The organism is Vibrio sp. Vb0304 (assembly GCF_033338995.1).
GTDB classification, from domain to species: domain Bacteria; phylum Pseudomonadota; class Gammaproteobacteria; order Enterobacterales; family Vibrionaceae; genus Vibrio; species Vibrio alginolyticus.
In genome coordinates this window covers 35,247-61,692 of record NZ_JAWOTT010000005.1, presented here as the reverse complement: position 1 = coordinate 61,692, position 26,446 = coordinate 35,247, and the positions used below count along the sequence as shown (strand labels likewise).

General features: G+C 43.0%; 16 protein-coding genes. 4 read left to right on the top strand and 12 right to left on the bottom strand.

What is annotated here, in order from left to right:
* Positions 1-7: 7 nt before the first annotated feature.
* The 12 genes from R7P35_RS09430 to R7P35_RS09375 form a co-directional block, all read right to left on the bottom strand.
* Entirely contained in the window at positions 8-1,927 is a 1,920-nt protein-coding gene (locus tag R7P35_RS09430; protein ID WP_005377449.1) for an ABC transporter ATP-binding protein, read from the bottom strand.
* Complete coding sequence (locus R7P35_RS09425) at positions 1,905-2,147, bottom strand: glutaredoxin family protein (protein WP_080276907.1); 243 nt, start codon at positions 2,145-2,147, stop codon at positions 1,905-1,907. Before R7P35_RS09425 ends, R7P35_RS09430 begins: the two co-directional genes overlap by 23 nt.
* Before the next feature lie 21 nt (positions 2,148-2,168).
* Positions 2,169-4,289 carry a bifunctional 23S rRNA (guanine(2069)-N(7))-methyltransferase RlmK/23S rRNA (guanine(2445)-N(2))-methyltransferase RlmL gene (rlmKL, locus tag R7P35_RS09420; protein ID WP_025766615.1) on the bottom strand — a complete coding sequence of 707 codons (2,121 nt, stop codon included), beginning with the start codon at positions 4,287-4,289 and terminating at the stop codon, positions 2,169-2,171.
* A gap of 486 nt (positions 4,290-4,775) precedes the next feature.
* The gene (locus R7P35_RS09415) at positions 4,776-5,318 is read right to left on the bottom strand and encodes a cell division protein ZapC (protein WP_005377444.1); all 543 of its coding nucleotides are present in this window, start codon (positions 5,316-5,318) and stop codon (positions 4,776-4,778) included.
* A gap of 168 nt (positions 5,319-5,486) precedes the next feature.
* Positions 5,487-6,497, bottom strand: a complete 1,011-nt coding sequence (gene pyrD, locus R7P35_RS09410) for a quinone-dependent dihydroorotate dehydrogenase (protein WP_017634281.1) — start codon at positions 6,495-6,497, stop codon at positions 5,487-5,489.
* Positions 6,498-6,808: 311 nt separating this feature from the next.
* Positions 6,809-11,650: an NAD-glutamate dehydrogenase gene (locus R7P35_RS09405; protein ID WP_025766614.1), complete on the bottom strand. Its 4,842-nt coding sequence runs from the start codon at positions 11,648-11,650 to the stop codon at positions 6,809-6,811.
* A 201-nt stretch (positions 11,651-11,851) separates the two neighbouring features.
* Positions 11,852-12,070, bottom strand: coding sequence for a DUF2835 domain-containing protein (locus R7P35_RS09400; protein ID WP_005377440.1), 219 nt, complete (start codon positions 12,068-12,070; stop codon positions 11,852-11,854).
* Between the two features lie 65 nt (positions 12,071-12,135).
* On the bottom strand, positions 12,136-14,742 hold the full coding sequence (gene pepN / locus R7P35_RS09395) for an aminopeptidase N (protein ID WP_025766613.1): 2,607 nt from the start codon (positions 14,740-14,742) through the stop codon (positions 12,136-12,138).
* A 226-nt stretch (positions 14,743-14,968) separates the two neighbouring features.
* Positions 14,969-15,634: a hypothetical protein gene (locus R7P35_RS09390; RefSeq protein WP_005377438.1), complete on the bottom strand. Its 666-nt coding sequence runs from the start codon at positions 15,632-15,634 to the stop codon at positions 14,969-14,971.
* A 194-nt stretch (positions 15,635-15,828) separates the two neighbouring features.
* A complete protein-coding gene (gene prc, locus R7P35_RS09385; RefSeq protein WP_025766612.1) occupies positions 15,829-17,835 on the bottom strand; it encodes a carboxy terminal-processing peptidase in 2,007 nt (668 codons plus the stop codon).
* A gap of 17 nt (positions 17,836-17,852) precedes the next feature.
* Positions 17,853-18,479: an RNA chaperone ProQ gene (gene proQ, locus R7P35_RS09380; protein ID WP_005377435.1), complete on the bottom strand. Its 627-nt coding sequence runs from the start codon at positions 18,477-18,479 to the stop codon at positions 17,853-17,855.
* A gap of 97 nt (positions 18,480-18,576) precedes the next feature.
* The gene (locus R7P35_RS09375) at positions 18,577-19,050 is read right to left on the bottom strand and encodes a GAF domain-containing protein (RefSeq protein WP_005377433.1); all 474 of its coding nucleotides are present in this window, start codon (positions 19,048-19,050) and stop codon (positions 18,577-18,579) included.
* Positions 19,051-19,142: 92 nt separating this feature from the next.
* On the opposite strand from R7P35_RS09375, the gene R7P35_RS09370 reads away from it, so the two are divergent.
* The 4 genes from R7P35_RS09370 (at position 19,143) to rsmF (ending at position 26,442) form a co-directional block, all read left to right on the top strand.
* On the top strand, positions 19,143-20,939 hold the full coding sequence (locus tag R7P35_RS09370; protein WP_005377431.1) for an ABC transporter ATP-binding protein: 1,797 nt from the start codon (positions 19,143-19,145) through the stop codon (positions 20,937-20,939).
* Positions 20,940-20,963: 24 nt separating this feature from the next.
* Positions 20,964-22,214 carry a paraquat-inducible protein A gene (locus R7P35_RS09365; protein WP_025766611.1) on the top strand — a complete coding sequence of 417 codons (1,251 nt, stop codon included), beginning with the start codon at positions 20,964-20,966 and terminating at the stop codon, positions 22,212-22,214.
* Positions 22,207-24,855 (top strand): MlaD family protein, encoded by a 2,649-nt coding sequence (locus R7P35_RS09360; RefSeq protein ID WP_017634276.1) that lies wholly within the window; start codon positions 22,207-22,209, stop codon positions 24,853-24,855. Before R7P35_RS09365 ends, R7P35_RS09360 begins: the two co-directional genes overlap by 8 nt.
* Before the next feature lie 150 nt (positions 24,856-25,005).
* Positions 25,006-26,442 carry a 16S rRNA (cytosine(1407)-C(5))-methyltransferase RsmF gene (gene rsmF, locus R7P35_RS09355; RefSeq protein ID WP_213904916.1) on the top strand — a complete coding sequence of 479 codons (1,437 nt, stop codon included), beginning with the start codon at positions 25,006-25,008 and terminating at the stop codon, positions 26,440-26,442.
* Positions 26,443-26,446: the final 4 nt, after the last annotated feature.

The window sequence follows — 26,446 nt, the reverse complement described above, 5'->3', positions numbered from 1 at the left end:
TGAATTCTTAACTATCCTGTTGCATTGCTTCGAGTTCTTCCCATCTCTCGAATGCGATTTCCAACTCCTGCTCTAATGCAGCAAGCTGTTCCAATACCGGCTGAGTTTGCTCTACAGGTTTAGCAAAGAACTCTGGATCGTTCACTTGCTCCTGAAGGCTCTCGATATCCGACTCTAATTGTTCAAGTTTAGCTGGTAGAGCCTCTAATTCTCTTTGCAGCTTATACGATAACTTCTTCGAATTGTTCTTAGGTTGCGTAGTTTTGGGAGTTTCCTCAACCACTTTCTCTTTCTTTGTTGGTTTTTCAACCTGACTGCGCGAAGCAAGAACTTGGTCACGCTGCTGTTTAGCATCATGATAACCACCAACGAACTCTTCGATTATACCGTTACCCTCAAAAATCCAGCTGGTTGTTACTGTGTTGTCTACGAACTCACGGTCGTGACTCACTAACAATAATGTACCCTGATAATTGGCAAGCATTTCTTCTAAAAGTTCCAACGTTTCGATATCCAAATCGTTAGTTGGTTCATCAAGAATAAGTAAGTTGTTTGGTTTCAACAAGATACGGGCTAGCAATAATCGGTTTTTCTCACCACCAGAAAGTGCCTTAACCGGGGTTCTGGCGCGCTTAGGTGCAAATAAGAAGTCTTGAAGATAACTCAGCGCATGACGCTGACGTCCCCCAACCATTACTTCTTGTTTCCCATCCGCTAAGTTATCGATCACTGTCTTTTCTGGATCCAAAATCTCTCGGTACTGATCAAAGTACGCGACTTCTAATTTTGTTCCGCAGTGTAAACGACCAGACTGCGCTTCCAATTGCCCTAGTAGCAATTTAAGTACCGTACTCTTACCGCAGCCATTTGGTCCGATAAGTGCAATACGGTCACCACGCATGATGTTAAAGCTAAAGTCGTCGACAATTGTCTTGCCTTCGTAAGCAAAAGATACATTTTCTGCTTCAAATACAATCTTACCTGAACGAGAAGCATCATCGATGTTTAGGTTAACTTTACCTTGAACTTCACGACGGTCACGACGCTCTTCACGAAGTTTTTTAAGGGCTCGAACACGGCCTTCATTACGAGTACGACGTGCTTTAATGCCTTGACGAATCCACACTTCTTCCTGCGCTAGTTTCTTATCGAACTCAGCATTTTGCATTTCTTCGACGCGAAGCATTTCTTCTTTGTCATTCAAATACTGTTCGTAATTACCAGGGAAAGAAGCTAATTGACCGCGATCTAAGTCAACGATGCGTGTCGCCATCGACTTGATGAATGCACGGTCGTGAGAAATAAAGATGATCGAGCCTTTGAAGTCTTTTAAGAAGTTCTCTAACCATTCGATCGTTGTCACATCGAGATGGTTTGTTGGTTCATCAAGAAGCAATACATCAGGATCACAAACCAGCGCACGAGCTAAAGCAGCTTTACGTTGCCAGCCACCGGATAGATCGGTCAGTTTGGTTTCTGGGCTTAGTTTTAAAGCGCCAAGTACGTTCTTAACACGGTCATCAAAGCGCCAAGCGTTAGAATGATCAAGTTGCTCTTGAACTTTCGCCAAACGGTTAATGTTCTTCTCACTTGGGTCTTGAGCAACAAGATCGAGAAGATCGTGATAGATCTTCAATTGTTCGCCGATTTCAGCCAAACCGCCAGATACGTATTCGTAAACCGTACCCTCTTGATTGCGCGGTGGATCTTGTTCAAGCCGAGAAACTACTACGTCTTGAGTTATTTGAATCTTGCCATCATCCAACAAAATGTCGCCGGCAAGCACTTTCATTAACGTGGACTTACCTGCTCCGTTACGACCAACTAAACAAACGCGTTCGTTTTCTTGAAGAGCGAACTCCGCTTTGTCTAGCAATGGGTGGTCACCAAATGCAAGTTGTGCGTTATGAATGGTAAGTAATGCCATTATTATCCAACCAATGTGTGAGTTGTTCTAAGTCAAACGGCCAGTTCAACTCAGAATCTTGATATTTTAATACGGGTATTATGACGCCGTAACGAGAAAATAGTACATCATCGAACGCAATATCAATGATATCTGTTTGCTCGGCCAAACCGACTTGGTCTACTAGAGCAAATGCCATCTCACAAAGATGGCATCCCTCCGTGCTATACAATATCAGCACGTATTAATCCTTTTGTTTATACTACGCGTGCGTTACTAGCCAACAGTTATGAATCTGTTTATTACGCGAAAAATCTAATGGTAACGTTTGAGAAGAAATATTCTGAGCCTTCAAACCCAATTCAGCGAGTGATTCTTCATCCATCTTGAAGTGACGTTTGTTATTTGAAAATACGATTGTGCCTTCACTTCTCAGTAAACGTTTGAGGTTCTTCATTAGCTTAATGTGGTCACGTTGTACATCGAATGATGTTTCCATACGCTTAGAGTTAGAGAACGTAGGTGGGTCAATAAAGATCAAGTCGTACTCACCTTTTGCGTTTTCTAGCCATTGCAAACAGTCCGCTTGTTCATATTTATGTTGGCGCCCTACACAGCCATTAAGCTGCATATTGTCTTTCGCCCAGTTCAAGTAGGTGTTTGACATATCGACAGTTGTAGTGGAACGCGCACCACCAACTGCAGCGTGCACTGTTGCACTACCAGTGTAAGCAAACAAGTTAAGGAAATCTTTACCCTGTGCCATTTCGCCAAGACGACGACGAGTGATCTTATGATCCAAGAACAGGCCTGTGTCTAGGTAGTCATGAAGGTTCACGATCAGCTTCACACCGTACTCGTTTACTTCGAGCGTCTCTGATACCTGACCTAATTTTTGGTACTGGCTTCGACCTTTCTGCTTCTCACGAACTTTCAGTACAACTTTGTTCGCTTCAACACCGGTCACCTGAATCGTCGCACGGATAATGTCCGTTAGACGACGCTTGGCTTTTTCTTCAGGGATGTTCTTAGGTGCTGCGTACTCTTGAATCACAATTTGATCGCCGTACACGTCGATCGCTACGTTGTATTCTGGAAGGTCTGCATCGTAGATACGATAGCAGTCTAGTTTCTCTTTACGAGCCCACTTGCCAATCTTGCCAATGTTTTTCTTCAAACGGTTTGAGAAGTCTGGTGCGATTTGAACGTTAGTATCTGCACCTTTAACTTCATCAGCGCTGCGCTCGGCAATGCTGTAGTTCTTTTGGTGACACGGTAACGCACCGTTGTTCAATTTAAACTGTTTATCAGCGCGCATACGAAGGCAACTCAAGAGCTCGTCTGAGCTAGAGAAGATAGATGCTTTACATCCGCCAAACTCAGATTTTAGCTGTCCACCGAATGCGGTATAGAGCGCAATCAGCCCCGGCTCAGTTCCTAGACGCTCACCGTAAGGTGGGTTTGAAACGATAACACCGTGTTCAAATCCTGCGGGACGAGTAATAGTTGCAGCATCACCTTGCGCAAACTCAATCAACTCTTCAACACCTGCTCTGCGGGCGTTTTCTTGAGCGACTTTTAATACTTTGGGGTCGTTATCGAATCCAAAAAACTTAGCGTCAACTTTCTTGACACCCCGTCTAGCTTGAACATTAGCCTCTGATTTAATCTCAGCCCAGGTCTCCGGTTCAAAGTCTTCCAAAACTTCGAAGCCCCATTGTTTGCGCTTAACGCCAGGTGCCATGTTGGCTGCCATCATTGCCGCTTCAATAAGCAAAGTACCAGAACCACACATTGGATCGAGTAATGGTTGATGCCCATCCCAGCCACAACGCATGATAATCGCAGAAGCAAGCGTTTCACGTAATGGCGCACGACCCGATTCTGGTCGATAACCACGCTGATGAAGACCACTACCTACCATGTCTATCCCAAGCAACGCTTTATCTTTATGCAAACGAACGTGAATACGAATATCTGGGCGTTCTTTGCTGATATTAGGACGTGGCAAGCCTTTATTCTCAAAGCAATCTACGATGCCATCTTTGACCTTCATAGCTCCGTATTGGCTATTTCTAATCTCACGGTTTGTGCCGTTAAAGTCCACAACAAAGCGTTTAGAGCTATGAAATTGGTTAACCCAGTTAATAGTGGAAGTGGATAGATACAAGTCCATGTCGTTGTTACACGTGAACTCAGATAAAACACGTACAAATCGAGACGCTAAACGGCTCCACAAACAACAGCGATAAACCTGTTCGTTTGTCGCTTTAAATTTTACGCCTGCCTGTACTGGTTTCGCATTTTCAATGCCTAGTTTAGTCAGTTCTTCAACAAGCAAATTTTCCATGCCATTTGAAGTTACCGCGAGATATTGATTCATAGTGTTCTTTCGCTGATAAAAAATGGCTTCAATTATACCTGACTTTACGATCAATGCCTCGTTTTTAAAGGTATTTTCCCACCCGTTAGTTCAAATCATCACCACTCAAATGATCTAAAACTTTCAACATCTTTAGTTTGAATGTTTTTCATTCATGAACGTATTTTGTTTCCTTTAGAAGAAGTGAATACTTATTTACATGCATTTTGGTATATACCAGTCGTGATTGGTTGATGTAAATTACTTACAAATGCCCTTTATAGGGGAATAAATAGGGTTGTTTTAGGCGCTAGGTTGCCTAATTAAAGGAGTAATCAAATTGAAATAAGTAAAATAAAAGTGACCAGCTTCATGTTTGCATGCATAGAAAACAAACAGTTTCATGGTCTTTCGGATTGGAGTGTCAGAGGAAAGGACAAAAAAAATCGACCCAATAAGGTCGATTAAGGCAAACAAAGGAACGAAATAAAGAAAAATTAAACAGCTTTAACCCACCATTGCCATAGGGGTCATTGCAAAGAGGTGATTTGCACAAGCCATGCGATCATGCATTACTTTAATCGGCTGCCCAAATTGAAGCGCCTTATTGCCATCAAGAACAAAGGCTTCTTGGTTAACATAAGCACATAAGCTCGATGTTTCGCCTGGTTCTAGAACGATGAACATACCATCAGAATATTGATTTGTGAGAAAGACCATGTCCCCTTCTTGAGGTTCATAATCAGAGGACTGTGCATCGAAGAACCAGCTCTTAGGCTGTACAGGTTTATGAAAACGCTTTGCAGCAACACAATACAGTGTTAATTCAGCTTGGCGATATTCACTGATATCGAGACAGCGAATGCGCTCATTAAACGTTTGAAATGCGCTGGCGTCATCAACGGTAAATTCACTGTTTGAGAAGGCACAGTTAACCAACAATTTTCGGGATAGATTGGTTTGGAAAATCATTTCCTCCCCCAGATCCAGCATTAAGCAAGCTTTTTGCTCGTCAAAATACCAATTCCATTTGTCGCTGGGTTTAAGCATTATTCCGTTCTCTCTTGACTAGTTAAATCAGTGGTAAAGAGGTAAGACGCTTAATTACCTACTCGTGATTTTTAAATTCTACAAACGAACGGATAAAAAAAAAGAGGAAACAAAGTCCTCTTTTTTATGTAACAGGTACTGATTTTTCAGTAGTTTTTGATGTATATGTTAAAGATTCTTAACAATATCACGTACGAGACCTGGGCCGTGGTAAATAAAGCCAGTGTAGACTTGAACAAGCTTAGCGCCTGCCATGATCTTTTCTTTGGCTGCAACATAGGAATCTACACCACCAACACCGATAATTGGAAGTTTGTCTCCAAGCTCTTCATGAAGCTTACGTACGACCTCCGTAGAGCGTGATTGCACAGGGCGACCACTCAAGCCACCTGCCTCATTGGCGTGTTTCATCCCTTCTACGATCGTGCGATCCAAAGTTGTGTTAGTCGCGATCACACCATCTATATTGTTTTTCAATAAAGAATCGCAAATTTGGCAGATTTCATCGTCACTTAAATCTGGCGCAATCTTTAATGCTAACGGGACGTACTTGTTGTACTTCTCTGATAACTCCGCTTGTTTCGCCTTTAATTCGGAAAGCAGTTCATCAAGGGCTTCACCATATTGAAGTGAACGAAGGCCTGGAGTGTTTGGCGATGAGATGTTTACTGCAATATAGCCAGCATACTCATACACTTTTTCCATACAAATCAGGTAGTCCTCTGCCCCTTTCTCAATTGGCGTATCTTTATTTTTACCGATATTAATTCCGAGAACACAATTGAATTTTGCTCGTTTAACATTCTCGATCAAATTATCAACGCCTAGGTTATTAAAGCCCATGCGGTTGATGATCCCTTCTGCTTCCACTAAACGGAATAGGCGTGGTTTATCATTACCTGGTTGTGGTCGTGGCGTTACAGTGCCGACTTCGACAAAGCCAAAGCCCATGGCATCAAATGCTTCAATACATTCGCCGTTTTTATCTAAACCAGCCGCAAGACCAACAGGGTTACGGAATGTTAGACCCATACACTCAACTGGACGAGTTGGTAACTGTTGGCGGTAAAAGAGATCAAGTGGTGTGCCGTTAAAGCGTTGGAAGTTCTTGATTGCAAGATCATGTGCCTTCTCGGCATCGAGTTGGAAAAAGCCAGTTCTGGCTAGACGGTAAAGCATTGTGCCTCCGAAAGAAAAAAGCCCCGTATAAACGGGACAATATTATTTACCGTTTTTCATCGTAATTCAATGAAAATGAACGTAATAAGTAAAAACCTATATCTTTATAAGATTTTCAAATATAAAACAAACAATTACAATCAAGTTTCTGCGATAAAAATCGTAACTAACCGCTTAAAAGCAATCGATTTCACTCTGTTTTAATTTCAACTCAATGTGACAATGTAACTATTTTCGTTCCAAATGTGAATAATAGATAATAAAAAGCCCCGTTAAATAACGAGGCTTTTACTTATGACTTGATTATTCAACTACTCTTTCGATGAGCAGTTGAGGTTTAAAAGTACTAGCTCTCGAAGTGCTACAGAGAACTTAGCAAATTCGTGTACTGAGCCAACTTTGAACTCGTTTAAGATACTCTCCCAGCGGTGCAACGATTGCTCGTTAGTTTCAATCCAATCTTCTAACGCAGCCATCACGTCAAGCTCTTCGGTTGAGCAGCCACAAGTCAGTACCTGAGCGGTAAGTTGACGTTGTTGCCAGTCCAGATCTTCACGGAATGCCGCTCTTGCAAGTGCTTGCCAGTTGTTATCAACGGCTTGGCTATTAATTTGCTTCAAGAACCAATGCAACGATAAACGGTCACCCAAGTTAAAGTAGAGTTTCGATGCTTGCTCAACCGTTTTACCTGTTTCACTTGCTACTGATGAAATATCCAGTGCAGATTGTAAGCTTGATAAGCGGGCAACTTGGTGAGCGAGTTTCTCTTCAACCCCTTTCTCTATCCAACCTTGAGCCAACTCATTGTGTTCTTCAACTTCAGACTCAACTAACATAGTGTCTAGGGTTTCAGTGATAACATTGACATCTTGCTTGTAGATAGCAATCAACTCACCGACCGTGCATTTGCCGCTACGGTTACGAAGCAACCAGCGTGCAATTCGACGCAGTGCTCGGCGCACGTAAAACATAATTTCGTATTGAGCTTGCGCTGTCGCAACGTTATCAAGTTTGCGAGTTTGCTTGAGGATTTCTTCTAAATCAAAGATTTCTCTAGCCGCACTGTAAGCGTTGGCAATATCGACAACACTTGCACCAGTTTCTTCTTGCAAACGAGTAACGAAGTTACAGCCCATTTCATTAACCATCTGGTTAGCCAATGCTGTAGCGATAATTTCAGCTCGCAGTGGGTGATTAACCATTTGATCTTTATAGTTACGTCGTAACGCACTTGGGAAATATTCAACAAGTTGTTTTGCATGGAATTCATCATTTGCGATTTCATCCGTAACAAGTTGCTGTTTAAGTACCATTTTACCGTAGGCAACTAACACTGATAGCTCAGGGCGAGTCAGACCTAGTCCCTGTTTTTCACGCTCGATTAGCGTTTCATCATCAGGAATGTATTCGAGAGCACGGTCCAAGTACCCTGCTTTCTCCATAGTGTGGATGAATCGAATTTGCTCCTTAACAATGCCAACACCTTGCTGTTCAGTAACAGAGATCGACTCCGACTGACGGTAAGCATCATCCAAGACAATTTCACCCACTTCGTCTTCCATAGACTCTAGAATTTGGTTACGTTGCTTAACCGTAAGATCGCCATTTGAAACCAGTCCATTGAGGAAGATCTTGATGTTGACTTCATTATCCGAACAGTCAACGCCACCTACGTTATCAACGAAGTCCGTGTTCACTCGACCGCCAGTTAGTGCGTATTCGATACGACCAAGCTGAGTCATACCCAAGTTACCACCTTCGCCAACCACTTTGGCTCTTAAGTCACGGCCGTCAATGCGCAGCATGTCGTTAGCACGGTCACCAACATCTGTATGAGTTTCTGTCGATGATTTAACGTAAGTGCCGATACCACCGTTCCAAAGAAGATCGACTTTCATTTTCAAGATCATCTTTATCAGATCGTTAGGCGCTAAAGATGCTTTCTTCGTACCTAACATTTTCTGAATTTCTGGCGTCAACTGGATCGATTTTGATCGACGAGAGAAGATGCCACCACCTTGAGAGATCAAGTCTTTGTTGTAATCTTCCCAGCTTGATCTTGGCAAATTAAACAAGCGGTTACGCTCTTCCCAGCTGCTGGCTGAATCTGGATTTGGATCAATAAAGATGTGCATGTGGTTAAACGCAGCTTGCAATCGAATATGCTTCGATAACAGCATACCGTTACCGAACACGTCACCTGCCATATCACCTACACCGATTGCAGTAAAATCAGTGGTCTGACAGTTGATGCCCATTTCACGGAAGTGACGTTTAACAGATTCCCAACCACCTTTTGCGGTGATTCCCATTGCTTTGTGATCGTAACCGTTTGAACCACCTGAAGCGAATGCGTCACCTAGCCAGAAGTTGTATTCTGCAGAAACAGAGTTTGCCAAATCTGAGAAGGTTGCTGTGCCTTTATCGGCAGCCACTACTAGATATGGGTCATCTTCATCGTGACGAACAACGTTTTGTGGTGGTACCACCTCTCCTTCAATGATGTTATCTGACACATCAAGCAGTGCACGGATAAAGCGTTTGTAACAACGCTGACCTTCCGCAAAAATTTCATCACGACTGGTGAGAGATGGCTGGCGTTTACAAACGAAGCCGCCTTTTGCACCCACTGGTACAATTACAGTGTTCTTAACCTGTTGCGCTTTCACTAAGCCAAGAATCTCCGTACGGAAGTCTTCTTGACGATCTGACCAACGCAAACCACCACGAGCCACTTTTCCACCACGAAGGTGAACACCTTCAATATCTGGTGCGTAAACAAAGATCTCGAATGCAGGTACAGGCTGCGGAATCTCAGGAATATCGCTTGGCTTCATTTTCAAAGATAACCAAGGCTTAGGCTGCTTATTCTCGTCTACTTGGTAGTAGTTGGTACGAAGCGTCGCCATGATCATTTCGATATAACGACGAATAATACGATCATCATCCAAGCTCTCTACACGATCCAACTGCTCTGTTAGCTTTTTAATTAGATCGTTTTGGCCTTTGTCGCTGCCTTTGTGTTTCGGATCAAATCGCTTGGTGAACAGCTTGACTAGACCTGTCGCTAAGTCTGGGTAGTGGCTTAGCGTGTCTTCGATGTACTGCTGACTGAATGGGAAGCCGACTTGGCGCATGTATCGTGCGTAAGCGCGAAGAATGGAAATCTCACGGCCAGATAAAGACGCACCTAATAACAATCGGTTGAAACCATCACTTTCAAGATTACCCGCCCAAATGGCAGCAAATGCTTGTTGGAAACGATCACGAGCTTCACGAAGGTCAACGGTTTTCTCGCTCTTATGCAGCATAGAGAAGTCAAGGATCCAGAAGGTCTGACCGTTGTTTTTCTCGATCTCATATGGCGATTCGCCAATCACACGCAAACCAAGGTTTTCCAACATCGGCATTACGTCAGAAAGGTGAATTGGTTCATCGCGATGATATAACTTTAAGCGGACAGCTTTGGAATCTGCTCCCTCTTCTTGAGGTCGGTAGAACAACATACCAAGTTTATTATCATCACTTAACGCTTCTAAGCGCTCGATATCTGCAACCGCAGAACCTGGCATCATGTCCTCTTTGTATGAGCGAGGGAACGCACTCATATATTCTTTTGAAAGAGGAAGGCCTTTACTTTCACCAAAGTTAGCAATGATGGATTCTTTTAGTCTGTCATCCCAAGAGGTAGAAACTTCCATTAGATTTTGCTCGATCTTTTTCACGTCTACGTCAATGTTGTTATTGTCTACACGAACAATGTAATGTGTTCTCGCTAGTGGGCTTTCTGAGAAGTACGTTGTAAATTCAACCTCTTGCTCGCAACCAAAGTACTGCTTAAGAATGCGTTGAGTTTGACGACGCAATTCTGTGTTGTAACGATCTTTAGTGACATAAACCATGCAACTGAAGAAACGACCAAATGGGTCTTTACGAACAAACAAACGCAGCAAGTCACGATCTTGCATTTGTACAACACCCATTCCCACCTCAAGCAGCTCTTCTTCATTAGCTTGAAGCAACTCGTCGCGTGGGTAGTTTTCTAAGATATTGTGCAATGCTTTGTATGAGTATGATCCGTGGCGGTATCCACTTGCTTCAAGGATACGGTCAACTTTTTCACGGATCAGAGGAATACTTTGTACCGCTTGGTTGTAAACGGCGGAGGTATATAAACCAGTAAAGCGATGCTCACCTATTACTTTACCGTTTTCATCAAACTTTTTAATACCGATGTAATCAGTATAAGCCGGACGGTGGATACGAGATGCTTTGTTACCTTTGGTGATGATCAGAGCGTATGGTTTTTTCGCTTCTAATCGCGCTGAATCTGATAATTCAGAGAGCTTGACGCTACGCACGCGCTTGTCATCAGCAAACAGACCTAGTCCTTTTTCTTTAGCAGGAACAAGTTCGGTATCACCATTGACCTCTTTTAAGTCATAATCTTTATAACCCATAAAGGTAAAGTTATGATCTTCTAGCCAACGAAGAAATGCGATCGTTTCATCCATACGATCAGTTTGGATAGAAACACGATCTTTATTTTTCTCAAGTTCATCAGTAACAAACTTAAGCTTATCAACCATCTGCTTCCAGTCATCAACGACTAAGCGAGTATCAGATAGAATTCTTAACAGCTCTTCTTTAAGCGCTTGCATCTCGTCTTTACTAGTAAGGCGGTCTACCTCTATGTGGAAAAGTGATTGAAGAACACCACCCTCACCGTTTACGTCTGTAACTTGGCCTTTTTTATCACGCTGAATCTGTGTTGGGTTATTCAACATTAGGTGACAAACAAGATCCAAACGTGCTAAAGCCATTTTGACTGAGTCCACTAAGAATGGACTATCTGGAACAACAATTTCTACGATTGTGTGTGTGGATTGCCAGCCTTGACGACTTACGGTCGGGTTAAACACTCGAACCGAAATCTCTTCTGGTTTTTTTTCATTGATATGGTGCCAAAGGCTAACGACAGCACCATAAAGGTCGGATTCGTTTCGCTGAATTAGATCATCATCAGCAATGTTACTGAATAAGTGTTGAGCAAGTTTAGTTACAAGCGTTTGGTGAGAAAGCTCGAGTTTGTCTTGAATCAGTTGGTAAACCTTTTCAAGCAGAACCGGCACTACATTTTCACGCGCGGTCATATTCACACTCCACATTAGAATTGTTGTTTTGTAGGGGGACTTAGTAGCTAGGTTGTTACCTTAGAAACTAAGCATAGGTAATGCATGTGCCCATTGTAAAAGCATAATTACAAATGTTTAACAACTAATCGTAGTGGTAAGAGGTGAAATGTCCGATTCTGTGACTAAGATTCCTATTTAACTCTCTGCAAATACAATACATCACAGAGTTTCTAACTTAAGAAACTTATTATTTTGGTCAGTTGTTAGTCTAAACTGGCCTCTAACGCCCAATTGACTAAGAAATGGTCTAAATCTCGCGGCGGGTAACTGCAAACGCAAACCGTTGTGTGTGACAACTTGAACAACACTTGCCGCACCAGAATAATGAGATAAAAACGTTTGATATGAAATGTTGAGATTGAAGTAGTAATAGTTCATGAAGTGAAAACTAAGTGACATAAACAAATAAGGTGGTCTTAATGACCACCCTATTGTGTTGTTTACTATTCGTCTAGTGCTTTAGTCACTTTTTCGAATAGATCTTTAGCAAGATTATCCATTGCTTTGAGCTTTTCAAGTTCTGCACGAATCATTGCTTGGCGAGCTTCATCGTATTTACGGAACTTAAGCAAAGGATCAATCATTCGAGAAGCTACTTGTGGGTTCGAATCATTTAGTTGGCGAAGAATTTCACCGGCAAATTGGTAACCTACACCGGATTTATCATGGAAACGTACAGGGTTCGCACTTAAGAACGAGCCAATTAAGCTGCGCGTACGGTTCGGATTTTTCAAACTAAATGCTTCGTGGTTCATGGTTGCTTTTACTTTTTCAAGAGCATCCTCTGCAGGATTGCTACCTTGCAGTGCAAACCACTTATCCATAACCAAACCATCGTGCTTCCATTTATCGCTATAATCAGCCATAAGTGCTTCACGACACTCGAGCTGAGCGTTATTTGCGGCACTCATCGCAGCAATCGTATCTGTCATGTTATTTGCAGATGCGTACTGCGCGTTGACTAAATCATTACCTTTTTCCGTATATGCTAGGTACTGAAGGCAACGGTTACGTAAAGCACGCTTGCCAATAGCAGCATGGTCGATCGTATACTCTGTTTGCTTAAGCGTGTGATAAGTCGCACTTAGCTCATCTTCTAATTCCTTAGAAAGTGACACTGTAATGCTGTTTAGCACTTTGTCTACGGCATCGATATCAATTTGCTGGTACCAACCAGTAATCTCATTGATTGAAGGCATAGAGAAAACTTGAGCAATGAAAGCAGGCTCAAGCGTTTCATCCAACAGCACACCGCGGAAAGCATCTATCACACCTTCAGAAAGCGATACTTCTTGTCCCGCTTGAACGTTTTTCACATTCTGACGAATGTATTTAGCCAATAGCATTTGGCTAGCGTCCCATCGAGCAAAATCGTTCGTTGCGTGCTTCATCAAGAAGACTAACTCGTCATCGCTGTAATCGTATTCTAATTTGACTGGTGCCGAGAATTCACGCAACAAAGATGGCACTGGCTGTTCTTCGACATTTTCAAATACGAACGTTTGCTTATCTTGTTTAATATCCAGCACGTTATTAACTGATTCACCGTTAATCACCAGTGGGATAACTCGACCTTTCGAATCATACAACTCGATATCGAACGGAATATGCAGCGCTTGTTTTTCTGCTTGGTCTTGCGTCGGCTCCGTAAATTGCTCTACCGTTAGTGCGTAAGTTTTTGCATCAGCGTTGTATTCGCTATTTACGCGCAGCGTTGGTGTACCCGATTGGCTGTACCACAGACGGAACTGTTTTAAATCAACACCGGTGGCATCTTCCATTGCAGAAACAAAGTCTTCACACGTCGCGGCGGTACCATCGTGACGTTCAAAATAAAGTTTCATTCCTTTTTGGAAGCCCTCTTCGCCAAGGAGTGTATGGTACATACGAATAACTTCGCTGCCCTTTTCATACACCGTTAGCGTGTAGAAGTTATTCATCTCAATGACTTTGTCAGGACGAATCGGGTGAGACATTGGGCTTGCATCTTCCGCAAATTGAGGACCACGAATAATACGTACGTTATCAATACGGTTATCAGCACGAGAGCCTAAGTCAGAAGAGAATTCTTGGTCTCGGAATACGGTTAAGCCTTCTTTTAGACTTAGTTGGAACCAGTCACGACAAGTGACACGGTTGCCAGTCCAGTTGTGGAAGTACTCATGACCGATCACAGCTTCGATGCCTAAATAATCACGATCTGTCGCAGTTTGATCGTTCGCCAGCACATATTTTGAGTTAAAAATGTTCAAGCCTTTGTTTTCCATTGCACCCATGTTGAAGAAATCAACAGCAACGATCATGTAAATATCCAGATCGTATTCTAGGCCAAAGCGTTCCTCATCCCACTTCATCGAGTTGATCAGCGATGTCATCGCATGGCCTGCACGATCTAAGTTACCTTTATCAACAAAGATTTCTAAATCAACACTGCGACCTGACATCGTTGTATATTTGTCACGCAATACATCAAAGTCGCCTGCAACAAGGGCGAACAAGTAAGCTGGTTTTGGATGCGGATCCTGCCATTGAACCCAGTGACGACCGTTCTCTGCATCGCCTTCTGCAATTCGGTTACCATTGCTCAGCAAATATGGATAAACCGCTTTATCTGCGATCACTTTTGTTGTGTATTTTGCTAGAACATCCGGACGGTCTAGATAGTACGTGATACGGCGGAAGCCCTCAGCCTCACACTGAGTACAAAATGCGCCGCCTGATTTGTACAAACCTTCGAGTGCTGTATTCGCTTCAGGATCAATTTTGGTGACGATTTCAAGTTCAAACTCGGATGGAAGATCGGTCAGTACCAGCGATGACTCCTTCACCTCGTGATGAGCCCAATCCTCACCATTTACTTTTACAGCGCGTAGCTCAAGCCCTTCGCCATCGAGTTCTAGCGTTGTTGTATCGCCTTTTTGAGCAACTTTTGATACCGCCGTAACGATTGTGTCATTGTCATATAGATCAAAAGTAAGATCGATATCAGTAATCGCATGAGATGGCTCTTTATAATCTTTACGATATTTGGCCAGGGGAGCTTGAGACATGAGCATAAATCCTTGTATGTCGAACAACAAAAATACCAGACTGCATGATCAAAAATGCAGTTCTGGTATCACTATATAAGCTATTTGTAGGGGTTGTGGTATCAGAATACAAGTCTTTCCATCAAAAAACGGAGCTTTTAGTGCTCTAGCTCCGTTTTTTGATTAACATTTAAACAACATTAATGACTTACCGTACGCACGCGTAATTTGGCGCATGTTAAAGGCATCATGGCGTAACTCTATTGAGTACGGCGTACATATCACCATTGGAATCTTCGATCGTTAGCTCATTCTTGTTGAGCTTATACGTGGTTCCATGCTCGCCATTTTCATACAACAGAACCAAAAACTCATCTTCTGTGTAAAACACACCTTGTTTGATGGACTCATCCCCTTCTTCGTTCGAAACCCTAAACATGAACACGAAATCAGGTTGAAGTATCAAATCCATCTGATTAATGTTGTTGGCCACAAGACCGTCGCCAGATACGTGAGAGCTAGACCAAATACCTGCAAGTGAATTGGATAATCCCTTAGTGAATGTTACACCATTAAGATCAAGCGTATTATGGTTGTTGCGATAGGCATAAATTTGAGGCTCGTCGGTGTTTAAACCAAGAACGATGGTGTCTTCATTTGCGTTATACAGCCCCTCCCAATGGTCAACGGAATAGTCTTTCTTTTGAATATCAATAGAAAAGCTGTAGTCAGAACCTAATGAGAGTTTGATCGCACGAAAGTTTTCAGCCGACTCTTCGGGGTTTGGGTTCATCAAATACCAGTCTCCGATGAGAAACGGCGTGTCAAAGTGACTTAATTCATCTTCTCTGGTGTTTTCTCCACCAAACACACTAAAGCAGCAAAAGCTAAGTAAAATAAAGAACCACTTCATATCGGCATCCTTATCGTTTTCTTTTAGCTTAGCCAGTAGTCCTCACTTTCGCGAAATTTTAGATGTAGATCACGTAAATTATTGGGGGAAAATAAGCGAATATCTTGCTCGATATCGAGACAGCGGAAGACAAAAAGGCATAAAAAAAGAGTGAATCTGAAAGACTCACTCTTTTTATTCTAAATTGCCAGTTATTATGACTGATTTTCCTGCTTAAGTAGATCGACCATAATCGCGACAGACTCATCTAAATAAACATCAGGAGCCTCGTAGTCTTTTGGTATGTCATCCAATGTTTTGAATGCTTTTTTACCCAAAGCAGCTTGACGTTCATTTATGCGTTGTAATCGAAGGGCTTCCGCTTTATCCGATTCAGCTTTACGAACTTTCTCGTTCAAAGACAAAGTATTATCGTCTTTTTCTTTACGATATTTCTCGATGTCTTCATTGATAAAGCGGAACTCTATCTCATCAGAAATACGCTTGTTATGAAGAGCAGTAAGTTTTTCAACTAAGGCGTCGTTACTTGGAAACGTTTGATATTGTGCTTTATCAATCTGATCCCAAGGTAAAGCATTGTCTTCAACACTTTCACCAGTTTCAGAAGCCTCAATTGGCGTTGGGTACGAAATATCTGGTGCAACACCACGATTTTGCGTACTTCCACCGTCAATACGATAAAATTTCTGAATCGTGTACTGAACATAACCTAGCTCTTTATCGAAAAGATCGTAAATATGATTCAGTGAACGATGTTGCTGAACTGTACCTTTACCGAAAGAGTTTTCACCTAAGATGATTGCACGATTATAATCTTGCATTGCCGCTGCAAAAATTTCAGATGCTGAAGCACTGTAGCGGTTAATCAATACCGTCAATGGGCCATCATAACTCACTTTTCCATCGGTATCGGCATTCACCTTGATGCGGCCATAGCTGTCACGGACTTGAACTACAGGGCCTTCTTTAATGAATAGACCTGTCAATGCCGTTGCTTCTGTTAGCGCACCACCGCCATTGTTGCGTAGATCAACGATTACGCCGTCAACGTTTTTGGTTTTCAACTCAGCTAGTAATTTATCGGTGTCTTTCGATAAGCCGACGTAGAAACTTGGTACTTCTAAAATACCAATCTTCTTACCGTCTTTTTCGATGATTTCTGACTTAACCGCACGATCTTCTAAGCGAACTTTGTCACGAACAATTGTGACAATGTAACTCTTCGCATCGTTACCTTCTGGCAAGATCTGTAGATTAACCTTTGTGCCTTTAGGGCCTTTGATTAACTGAACAACATCATCCAGACGCCAACCGATCACGTCGACAATTTCTTCACCGTCTTGTCCAACACCAGTGATTCGGTCCCCTTCACCAAGTTGCTTACTCTTTGATGCCGGACCGCCAACAACAAGTGAACGAATTACTGTGTAATCGTCTGTCATTTGCAAAACGGCGCCGATGCCTTCTAGAGAAAGGTTCATTTCCGATTGGAATTGCTCGGCATTACGTGGAGAAAGGTAGCTTGTATGAGGGTCAACCTGTCGCGCGAAGGCATTCATATACAACTGAAATGCGTCTTCATTGTTGGTCTGTGTGATGCGCTTCATCGCGTTGTTATAACGCTTCTCTAAAACTTCTTTAATCTCTGGCCACTCTTTGCCAGTCAGTTTCAGATTTAACGCGTCATATTTCACACGCTTGCGCCACAACTCGTTGAGCTCTGCTTCGTCTTTTGGCCATGCTGCCTCAGAGCGGTCTAACTCTATCTCGTCATCGGTATCAAACTTGATCTCTTCATCGAGTAGAGTTAACGCATAAGCAAAACGATCGAAACGCTTCTGCATTGAGAGGTTGTAAACATCAAAAGCAATTTGGTTGTTGCCCGATTTAAGCTGATCATCAAGCTCGACTGACCAATTTTTAAATGAATCGATGTCTGCTTGAGTGAAAATATTTCTATTGTAATCAAGCAACTCTACATAGCGTTCAAATATCGCTTTAGAGAAATCATCATTGAGGCTGAAGTGCTTATAATGAGAGCGGGTAAATCGCGAGGTGACTCGTTTGCTAGCTGTTTCATGCTGAACTTCAGGAGAAAGAACCGGCAGGTCATCTTTATGTAGTTTGGCTTCAAGAGCCTGAGCTGATGCTGCTAGCCATAAGCTAGCAGCAATCAGGGTCACTTTTGAACGGCAATTCATGCGTAGGAGTATCTCCTTTATGCGCGCAAGTGCTCCGCTTTCACAACCATTTGTAGGCCGTTAGCAAGTTGAACACGTACATCATCCTTATTGATTTCAACAATGGTCGCTGCCATGTTTCCTTTGCCCATGTTCACGTTAACTGCGTTACCTACTGTGATTTCATCAGCATTTAGAGCGCGCGTTTCTACAGGCTTAGTTGGTTTTTGTACTTTTGGTTTATTAGTACGACGAGGCTGTTGAGGCTTTTTAGCCGCAGGTTTCGCTTTCGCCTTACCCTCTTCACGAGCTTTTTGTGCTTGTTCTTTACGACGAGCCTGAACTTTCGCCTTGCTTTCTGCAAGTGTCGCTTTCGCGTGTTCAACGTGCTCTTCTTCTAGCTCACCACAAGGGTTGCCATCTAGGTCTACACGTACTGCACCTGGTTTTACACCGTGTAGGTAACGCCATGATGAAGTGTACTGTCTTAACGCTGCACGAAGCTGTGTTTTGCTTACTTTTTCGTCTTCATTTAGACGTTCCGCAAGATCTTGAAAAATACCAATTTTCAGAGGTTTTGCTTCACCTTCTAAAGTAAAGCACTTAGGGAAACATTCAGCAATATATGCAATAACTTCTTTGCTGTTTTTTAACTTTTCAGTCATGAGGGGTCCTGATTTGAGCGGATTTCCGCGAGCATTAAGAAAAAATATTCTCGTATTATAGTGACATGCCAAGGAAAAACCACACTCGAAGGCTAATTTATGCGTCGTTCGCGTGTGAATTAAGCAGCTTTTCTACTTCAACCATGAAATGAGTGAGACCTTCTTCGTCTGTTTCATTAAATCGGCCAATACTTGGACTATCAATATCAAGTACACCAACCACCTTTCCATTAATAGAAAATGGAATCACAATTTCTGAATTGCTCGCTGCATCGCACGCAATATGCCCCTCAAATTCGTGAACGTCGTATACTCTTTGTATAGTATTAGTTTGTGCAGCAGTACCGCAGACGCCTCGACCCATTGGGATACGAACACAAGCTGGTTTTCCTTGGAACGGACCAAGAACAAGCTCTTCACCTTTCGTTAGGTAAAAGCCTGCCCAGTTAAGATCGTCAAGTTCCATGAAAAGCAATGAGCTCAAGTTTGCTAGGTTCGCAATAAAGTCTGGTTCAGACTCAATTAGAGCAACAGCTTGTTTGGTTAGTCTTTGGTATTGTTCTAAGTTCATATTAACTTCCTACTTACTATAAAAGCTTCCATTCTCAATGTATGGCGCTAAAATGCAGCCCTACTTTATAATAGGACTTATTCTCAATTACAATGCTTCTGAAAAATGACACTATTAGCCGTTCTTGGTTGATAACACAAGTAAAAAAGCACAAGTCCAAGCTGATCATAGCGAACTTGATAGCGGTGCTTGCAACCTTGATTAGTGTTCCAATTCCCCTCCTCATGCCTTTGATGGTTGATGAGGTCTTATTGGACCAACCTGCAAAAGGCTTAGATGCCATGAATGCCATTCTCCCTGAAGCGTGGCACACTCCGACAGGCTATATTTTCTTCACCCTGTTCTTGGTTGTTCTTATGCGAGCTGCGAGCCAAGGATTAAATATCCTTCAAAGCCGACAATTTACGCTTGTTTCAAAAACCATCACGTTTGAGATGCGCAGTAAAATGATCGACAAACTCGGCCGTATCAGCATCCGACAATACGAAACCAAAGGTAGCGGAGGAATCAACGCACACCTTATCACTGACATTGAGACCATTGATAAATTTATTGGTTCTACGTTAGCAAAATTCGTTATCAGTTTTCTGACTGTTATTGGTACTGCTATCGTTCTACTTTGGCTCGATTGGCGACTTGGTCTGTTTATCCTGTTAGTTAACCCTATTGTCATTTACTTCTCACGTAAACTAGGCAGTATGGTTAAACATCTGAAACGGAAGGAAAATCATTCTTTTGAAATTTTCCAAAACCGCTTAGTTGAAACATTAGATGGAATCTACCAACTACGCGCGGCCAATAAAGAACGAGAATTCCTCCAACAACTCAAAGACAGTGCGAACCAAGTTCGCGTTGATGCAGACAAGTATGCTTGGCAATCTGAAGCGGCTGGTCGCGTATCTTTCCTTCTCTTTTTGATCGGCTTTGAATTATTCAGAGCTGTCGCAATGTTAATGGTCATGTTCAGTGACCTTACTATTGGCCAAATATTTGCCGTTTTTGGTTACCTATGGTTCATGCTGTCTCCTGTTCAAGAGTTGCTTGGGATTCAGTTTTCTTGGTATAGCGCTAAAGCGGCATTAAAACGCATCAACGACTTATTAGAGTTAGAAGAAGAGCAGAGACCGGTTCCTAAGGTAAATCCTTTCAAAGAAGGTAGAGAAGTTGATGTTAAAGTAGAAAACATTAATTTCTCTTACAATAATGAAAACAAAGTCCTAGATAATCTTTCTTTACATATGCCGGCAGGAAAGAAAGTGGCGTTGGTTGGTGCAAGCGGCGGTGGTAAGTCAACCTTGATACAATTACTTATTGGGGTTTACCGTCAAAACTCCGGTAGCATTCGCTTTAATGATGAATTAACAGAAGATATTGGTTTTGAAGTAATTCGCGACAAAATTGCCGTGGTATTACAGCAACCTATACTATTTAACGATACCTTGAGGCATAATCTAACGCTTGGTGGGAATTTTGACGAAATGTCACTTTGGCGTGCGCTTGAAGTGGCTCAGCTGCATGATGTAATTTCTCAACTTAACCACGGCTTGGATACTCAAGTTGGTCGTAATGGCATTCGTTTGTCAGGAGGTCAACGACAACGGCTTGCCATTGCTAGAATGGTGCTGAGTAATCCTCAATTTGTTATTTTAGACGAAGCCACGTCTGCGCTAGATACCGCTACTGAAGCGGCTTTACACAAAGCACTGACCGAGTTCTTACGTGGTAGAACAACATTAATCGTTGCGCACCGACTATCCGCTGTTAAACAAGCCGATTTGATCTACGTGCTTGAAGATGGGAAAGTGACGCAAACAGGTACTCATGGTGAGTTAGTTGAGCAAGAAGGCTTATATCAAACCTTATATGGGGGCATACAGTCCCACGCTTAAATCGTTCAAGCTAGAGAGGTCGTTATGACCTCTCTGTCTAAGCACGCCATGCAACCCAATAACGTACGTTTGTGCCAAGGTTGTGAATTGCCTGTCGACATCGTCGACTTACCCCATGGCAAAAATGCACACTGCCCTCGTTGTGGTACACAATTATATCGCGGAGGTAGCCCTAGCCTCTCTGGTAATCTAGCCGTCGCGATAACCTGCATCCTACTATTTATTCCATCGCACTTTTTTAACTTTATTAGCATCCGACTCTTTGGTGTGATGATTCCGGCAACCCTGCCTTCAGGGATGCTCACATTGATGGAAGAAGGATTTGTTCTTCTTTCATTGCTCATTCTATTTTGTAGCTCTCTAGCGCCACTGACGGTTTGTGTTTCAGTGGTAACGGCGCATATTTCTTTACATCAACGATGGTTCCGTGGGCTTCGTATCTCACTGTGGCTAATTCAACATTTGAAGCATTGGGTTATGTTAGATGTGTTCTTAGTGAGCATCGCCATTTCCTGTTTTAAACTCCAAGATTATTCCGACATTTTCGTCGGCCCAGGGTTAATTGGTCTGGTTCTTTTGCAGATATTTACCGTTTTGTTAGTTTCAAGAATCAGCGTGCGTCGTTATTGGGAAGCTTGGAAACCAGAAAGTTTATATGCTTTTGAGCATAAAGATGTGCATTGCCATGAATGCCACTTGTCCCAGCCTGAAGGCCACCATTGCCAACGTTGTCATCACGAGTTATATCATCGCAAGCCAAACTCCATTCAGAAAACATGGGCTTACCTCATCGCAGCAACGGTCGCCATCTTCCCCGCTAACCTGATCCCTATTTCCATCTTGCTTACCAATGGTAAGCGTTTGGAGGACACTATTTTTTCAGGCGTGGCTGGTTTGGTAAAAAGCGGCATGTATGGAATCGCTGCGATCATTTTTGTTGCCAGTATCGTTGTCCCGGTGATTAAAATACTTGGGCTCGCCTACATCATGCTTTGCATCCAATTCAAACGTTCGGTGTTTAAGAGACAACGAATGATGGTTTACTTTGTTGTTAAATGGATCGGTAAATGGTCTGTGATGGATTTGTTTGTTATTTCTATCATGATGACTTTAGTCGATCGTGGTCAGATACTGGATTTCACACCAGGATATGGCGCGGTAGCATTTGGTGTTGTCGTAGTGTTGACCATGCTTGCAGCAGAAAGTATTGATCCAAGGCTAATCTGGGACCAAACAAGCCCAAAACAATCAGAAAAAGAGTCAATGAATGAGTGATCAGAACAGTTCTCAAACGTCATACGTACCAGATGTAAAGCGGAGTAAAGGCATATCTCCTCTTTGGCTGTTGCCAATTTTGACCATGGTCTTAGCTGGCTGGCTTGTAGTGAAGTCAATACACGATGCAGGACAACGAGTGCAAATCTATTTTTCTGATGCCGCTGGTCTTGTCGCCGGCCGAACCACTATCCGTTACCAAGGATTAGAAGTCGGCATGGTAAGAGACATTAACCTCACCGAAGATCTCGGCAGTATTTATGTCGATGCTGATATCTATCCTGAAGCTGCAAAGTTACTGAACGATAAAACACGCTTTTGGTTAGTAAAACCAACAGCTAGCCTAACGGGAGTTTCCGGACTGGATGCGCTCGTCTCAGGTAACTACATCTCGATTCAACCCGGAGATGGTCAAGAGTTTGAGACAACATTCCATGCGTTAGACTCTGCTCCAACAGATTTACGCGTTTCTCAAGGTTTGAATATTAAGCTCAAAAGCCGTGATTTAGGTGGTGTATCGGTTGGCTCTCAAATTGTTTATAAGAAAATCCCAATCGGTGAAGTGTACAGTTACCAGCTAGATGAAGATGCAAAATCTATCACTATTCAGGCCAACATTCAGGATCAATACCGACATATCATTAACAACCGCAGTCGATTCTGGAACGTCAGTGGAATTGGTGCCAGCATCGGTTTTGAAGGTGTCGATGTAAGACTAGAAAGCATGAGTGCCTTACTAGGTGGCGCCATCGCCGTCGACTCTCCGGATGATGGTGAGCCTGTAGAAGAGAACACCGAGTTCCGTTTGTATAAAGATTTGAAAACTGCTGGTCGAGGCATCGCGGTTAAAATCGTCCTACCTGATGACAGCAAGATCAGCGGAGAAGGCGCTCCAATTATGTATCGCGGAATCGAAATTGGCCAAGTTACGGACTTGAGCCTTTCCGAAGGCCGAGAAGTGATATTGGCGTCAGCGGCAATTCAACCCGCTTTTAGTGACATGCTGACGACAGGTACTCGATTTGTCTTAGAAGAAGCAAAAGTGTCCCTCTCTGGTGTAGAAAACATTGCTAATTTAGTGCGAGGGAACTTCTTAACGATCGTGCCGGGCGCGGGTGAACGCTCTCGCCGCTTTACTGCCATTCGTAAAAACGTGTTTAACCAACAGCAAGAAAAGTCCATCGCGATTCGGTTGGTGTCCGACAATTCGTTTGGCCTAGATAGCGGTGCCAATGTACTTTATAAAGGCATCGTTGTTGGTTCAATCATCAAAGTGGGCCTAGTTAAGGAAGATAAAAAATCACAACACGAAGTATTTATGGATGTATTGATTGACCATGAATACAAACATCTGATCAAATCAAACAATCGTTTTTATGTAACCGGCAGTGCATCAGCAGAGTTAACTGAATCCGGGCTCAGCGTTACCGTTCCTCCAGCAAAGCAGTTGTTAACCGGGTCAATTAGTTTTGTGAGCGAAGGCAAGCAGGATATTCAAAAAGAGTATCAACTGTTCCAAAATGAATCATTGGCTGAATTGGCGCAGTACAATCAAAGTGGCTCTAGGGCTCTAACACTATTTGCTTCTGAATTGCCGCCGATTTCCAAAGGCAGCCCTCTACTCTATCGTAATCTTCCAGTTGGTAACGTCTCCGATTTCCAGCTAGTTGATGGCGGAGTACTAATTAAGGCTACTATCGAAAACCGCTTCGCTTATCTTGTAACGCCACAAACCGTTTTTTGGAATCGTTCAGGGATTGAGATAGATGCATCATTAGCCGGAGTCAGTGTGAAAGCGCACCCTTTAAAATCGTTAATCGAAGGTGGCATCGCTTTTGACTCCGTACCAGGCGTTGAAAACAAAATCGGAGAAAACTGGAAGCTGTATTCTGATCAAAAAACCGCTCGCAAGTTTGGGCGCGTCATTGCTTTAGAAACCGACGGTTCGCAAGAGATTGCTAAAGGAATGCCGATTGAATATCAAGGTGTTAAAGTTGGTGAAATCACTCTGGTTGTACCGAATTTTCGTCGTAACATGGTTGAAGTCACTGCAAGGATCCTACCTGAATACGTAGAAAACATTGCAGTTGAAGGCTCACATTTTTGGCTAACTGAACCAGAAATTGGTTTAGGTGGCGTTAAAAACCTCGGAGCGTTGGTGTCGAAATCCATCAGTGTTGAACCAGGTAAAGGTAAAGCCAAATTTGATTTTCAGTTAGAAAATAGTTCAGAACGCGTGCATGGAATCATGTTTACGTTACAAAGTGAACAAAGAGGCTCAGTACAAGTCGGTACACCTATTCTTTACCGCCAGATGGAAGTTGGCCAAGTGACCGACGTAAGCCTAGGAGAATTTGCTGATCGCATCGTCACGACTATCAAAATACAGCCTGAATATGCTTACCTCGTTCGTCAAAACAGTGTGTTCTGGAATGTTTCAGGAGTAGATGTTTCCATCGGGCTTACTGGCGCTAACATCAAAGCGGGAACCTTTGATAGTTTAGTTCGCGGAGGAATTGCGTTTTCAACGCCAGAGCAATCGACTATTCCACCAGCGGCAAAGAGTGGGCAATCTTTCTTTTTGTATCCACAAGCTGAAGAAGGTTGGACTCAATGGCGTACAGCGATTCCTAAGCCGTAGAATAAAGCTCAATTCACGTACAATTGAAGTTTGATCACTTTAAAAGAGCAGTAATTGCTGCTCTTTTTTATTGCTCGGCCCTTGTCACTATTCGTTTCTGCTTCTCTTTCGTATATTATTTGCCACAAATTCTGCAAACGAGATCCCACATTGCATCCTAATGTTTACATCCCAGACGCGTTTCTGGAAAAAATCCAAACGATCCTTCCTGCTCACCTCAATATGGAAGACTTTATCGCGTCTTGCCAAAAGCCACTGCGCAAAAGTATTCGAGTTAATACGTTGAAGATCAGCGTTGAAGCGTTTTTAGAACGAGCAGAAACAAAAGGCTGGAAGCTTTCTCCTGTGCCTTGGTGTGACACGGGGTTTTGGATTGAAGCGGACGAGTCAGTTGTACCATTAGGCAACACAGCAGAACACATGTCTGGCTTATTCTACATTCAAGAAGCCAGTTCGATGATGCCGGTATCTGCTCTGTTTATGAATGATGAATCTTACGATGCCGTGTTAGATACCGCAGCCGCTCCAGGCTCAAAAACCACTCAAATTGCAGCTTTAATGAACAACAAAGGTGTACTTGTGGCCAATGAATACGCCGCAAGTCGTGTAAAAGTACTGCACGCTAATGTAGAACGTTGTGGGGTACGTAACGCCGCACTAAGTAACTTCGATGGGCGCGTTTTTGGCGGTTGGCTACCAGAACAATTTGATGCGGTTTTGCTCGACGCGCCTTGCTCTGGAGAAGGCACCGTTCGCAAAGACGAAGATGCGATGAAAAACTGGACGCAAGCTTCCGTACTCGACATCGCTGACACACAGAAAGATCTTATTGAAAGCGCCTTCCATGCATTAAAGCCCGGTGGTGTGATGGTTTACTCAACATGTACGCTCAGTACAGAAGAAAACCAACAAGTTTGTCATCACTTGAAAGAAACCTTTGGGGATGCTGTAGAGTTTGAAAGCCTTGAGAACTTGTTTGAAAACGCAGATGCGGCTCTAACTGAAGAGGGCTTTTTGCATATTTTCCCGCAGGTCTACGACTGTGAAGGGTTCTTTGTTGCAAGAATTCGCAAACTGGCTGCTGTTGAGGCGCCAGAAGTCAAAAAGCGCATGGGTAAATTCCCCTTTGCCAAAACATCAAAAAAAGAATCGACAGAAATTGCTCAACAACTCCAAAGCGCGTTAGGTATTAAACTTCCAAATGACAGTTCTGTATGGCTTCGCGATAAAGATGTCTGGTTATTCCCTAATGCTTTAGAAGCGATGATCGGCGAATTACGCTTCTCCCGTATGGGTATAAAGATCGCGGAAGCCCATAAAAATGGCTACCGTTGGCAACACCAAGTCGCAACTGCCCTGGCGACAGGTTCTGAAAGCAACGCCATTGAACTCAGTATTGAAGAAGCGCGCGAATGGTACATGGGGCGTGATGTTCGCCCACAAACCATTCCTGAGGGAATGAAAACAGGTAAAGGCGAAGTGCTTGTCACCTATCAAGGCGCAGTTATTGGCCTTGGCAAGTGGGTAAGCAACCGAATAAAGAATGGTCTTCCTCGCGAATTAGTACGAGATAAGAACTTATTTTAAAAGA

Coding starts and splice junctions, on each gene's coding strand:
- R7P35_RS09430 (WP_005377449.1), bottom strand. CDS start 1,927: ATGGCATTACTTACCATTCATAACGCACAACTTGCATTTGGTGACCAC.
- rlmKL (WP_025766615.1), bottom strand. CDS start 4,289: ATGAATCAATATCTCGCGGTAACTTCAAATGGCATGGAAAATTTGCTT.
- R7P35_RS09415 (WP_005377444.1), bottom strand. CDS start 5,318: ATGCTTAAACCCAGCGACAAATGGAATTGGTATTTTGACGAGCAAAAA.
- pyrD (WP_017634281.1), bottom strand. CDS start 6,497: ATGCTTTACCGTCTAGCCAGAACTGGCTTTTTCCAACTCGATGCCGAG.
- R7P35_RS09405 (WP_025766614.1), bottom strand. CDS start 11,650: ATGACCGCGCGTGAAAATGTAGTGCCGGTTCTGCTTGAAAAGGTTTAC.
- R7P35_RS09400 (WP_005377440.1), bottom strand. CDS start 12,070: ATGAACTATTACTACTTCAATCTCAACATTTCATATCAAACGTTTTTA.
- pepN (WP_025766613.1), bottom strand. CDS start 14,742: ATGTCTCAAGCTCCCCTGGCCAAATATCGTAAAGATTATAAAGAGCCA.
- R7P35_RS09390 (WP_005377438.1), bottom strand. CDS start 15,634: ATGAAGTGGTTCTTTATTTTACTTAGCTTTTGCTGCTTTAGTGTGTTT.
- prc (WP_025766612.1), bottom strand. CDS start 17,835: ATGAATTGCCGTTCAAAAGTGACCCTGATTGCTGCTAGCTTATGGCTA.
- proQ (WP_005377435.1), bottom strand. CDS start 18,479: ATGACTGAAAAGTTAAAAAACAGCAAAGAAGTTATTGCATATATTGCT.
- R7P35_RS09375 (WP_005377433.1), bottom strand. CDS start 19,050: ATGAACTTAGAACAATACCAAAGACTAACCAAACAAGCTGTTGCTCTA.
- R7P35_RS09370 (WP_005377431.1), top strand. CDS start 19,143: ATGCTTCTGAAAAATGACACTATTAGCCGTTCTTGGTTGATAACACAA.
- R7P35_RS09365 (WP_025766611.1), top strand. CDS start 20,964: ATGACCTCTCTGTCTAAGCACGCCATGCAACCCAATAACGTACGTTTG.
- R7P35_RS09360 (WP_017634276.1), top strand. CDS start 22,207: ATGAGTGATCAGAACAGTTCTCAAACGTCATACGTACCAGATGTAAAG.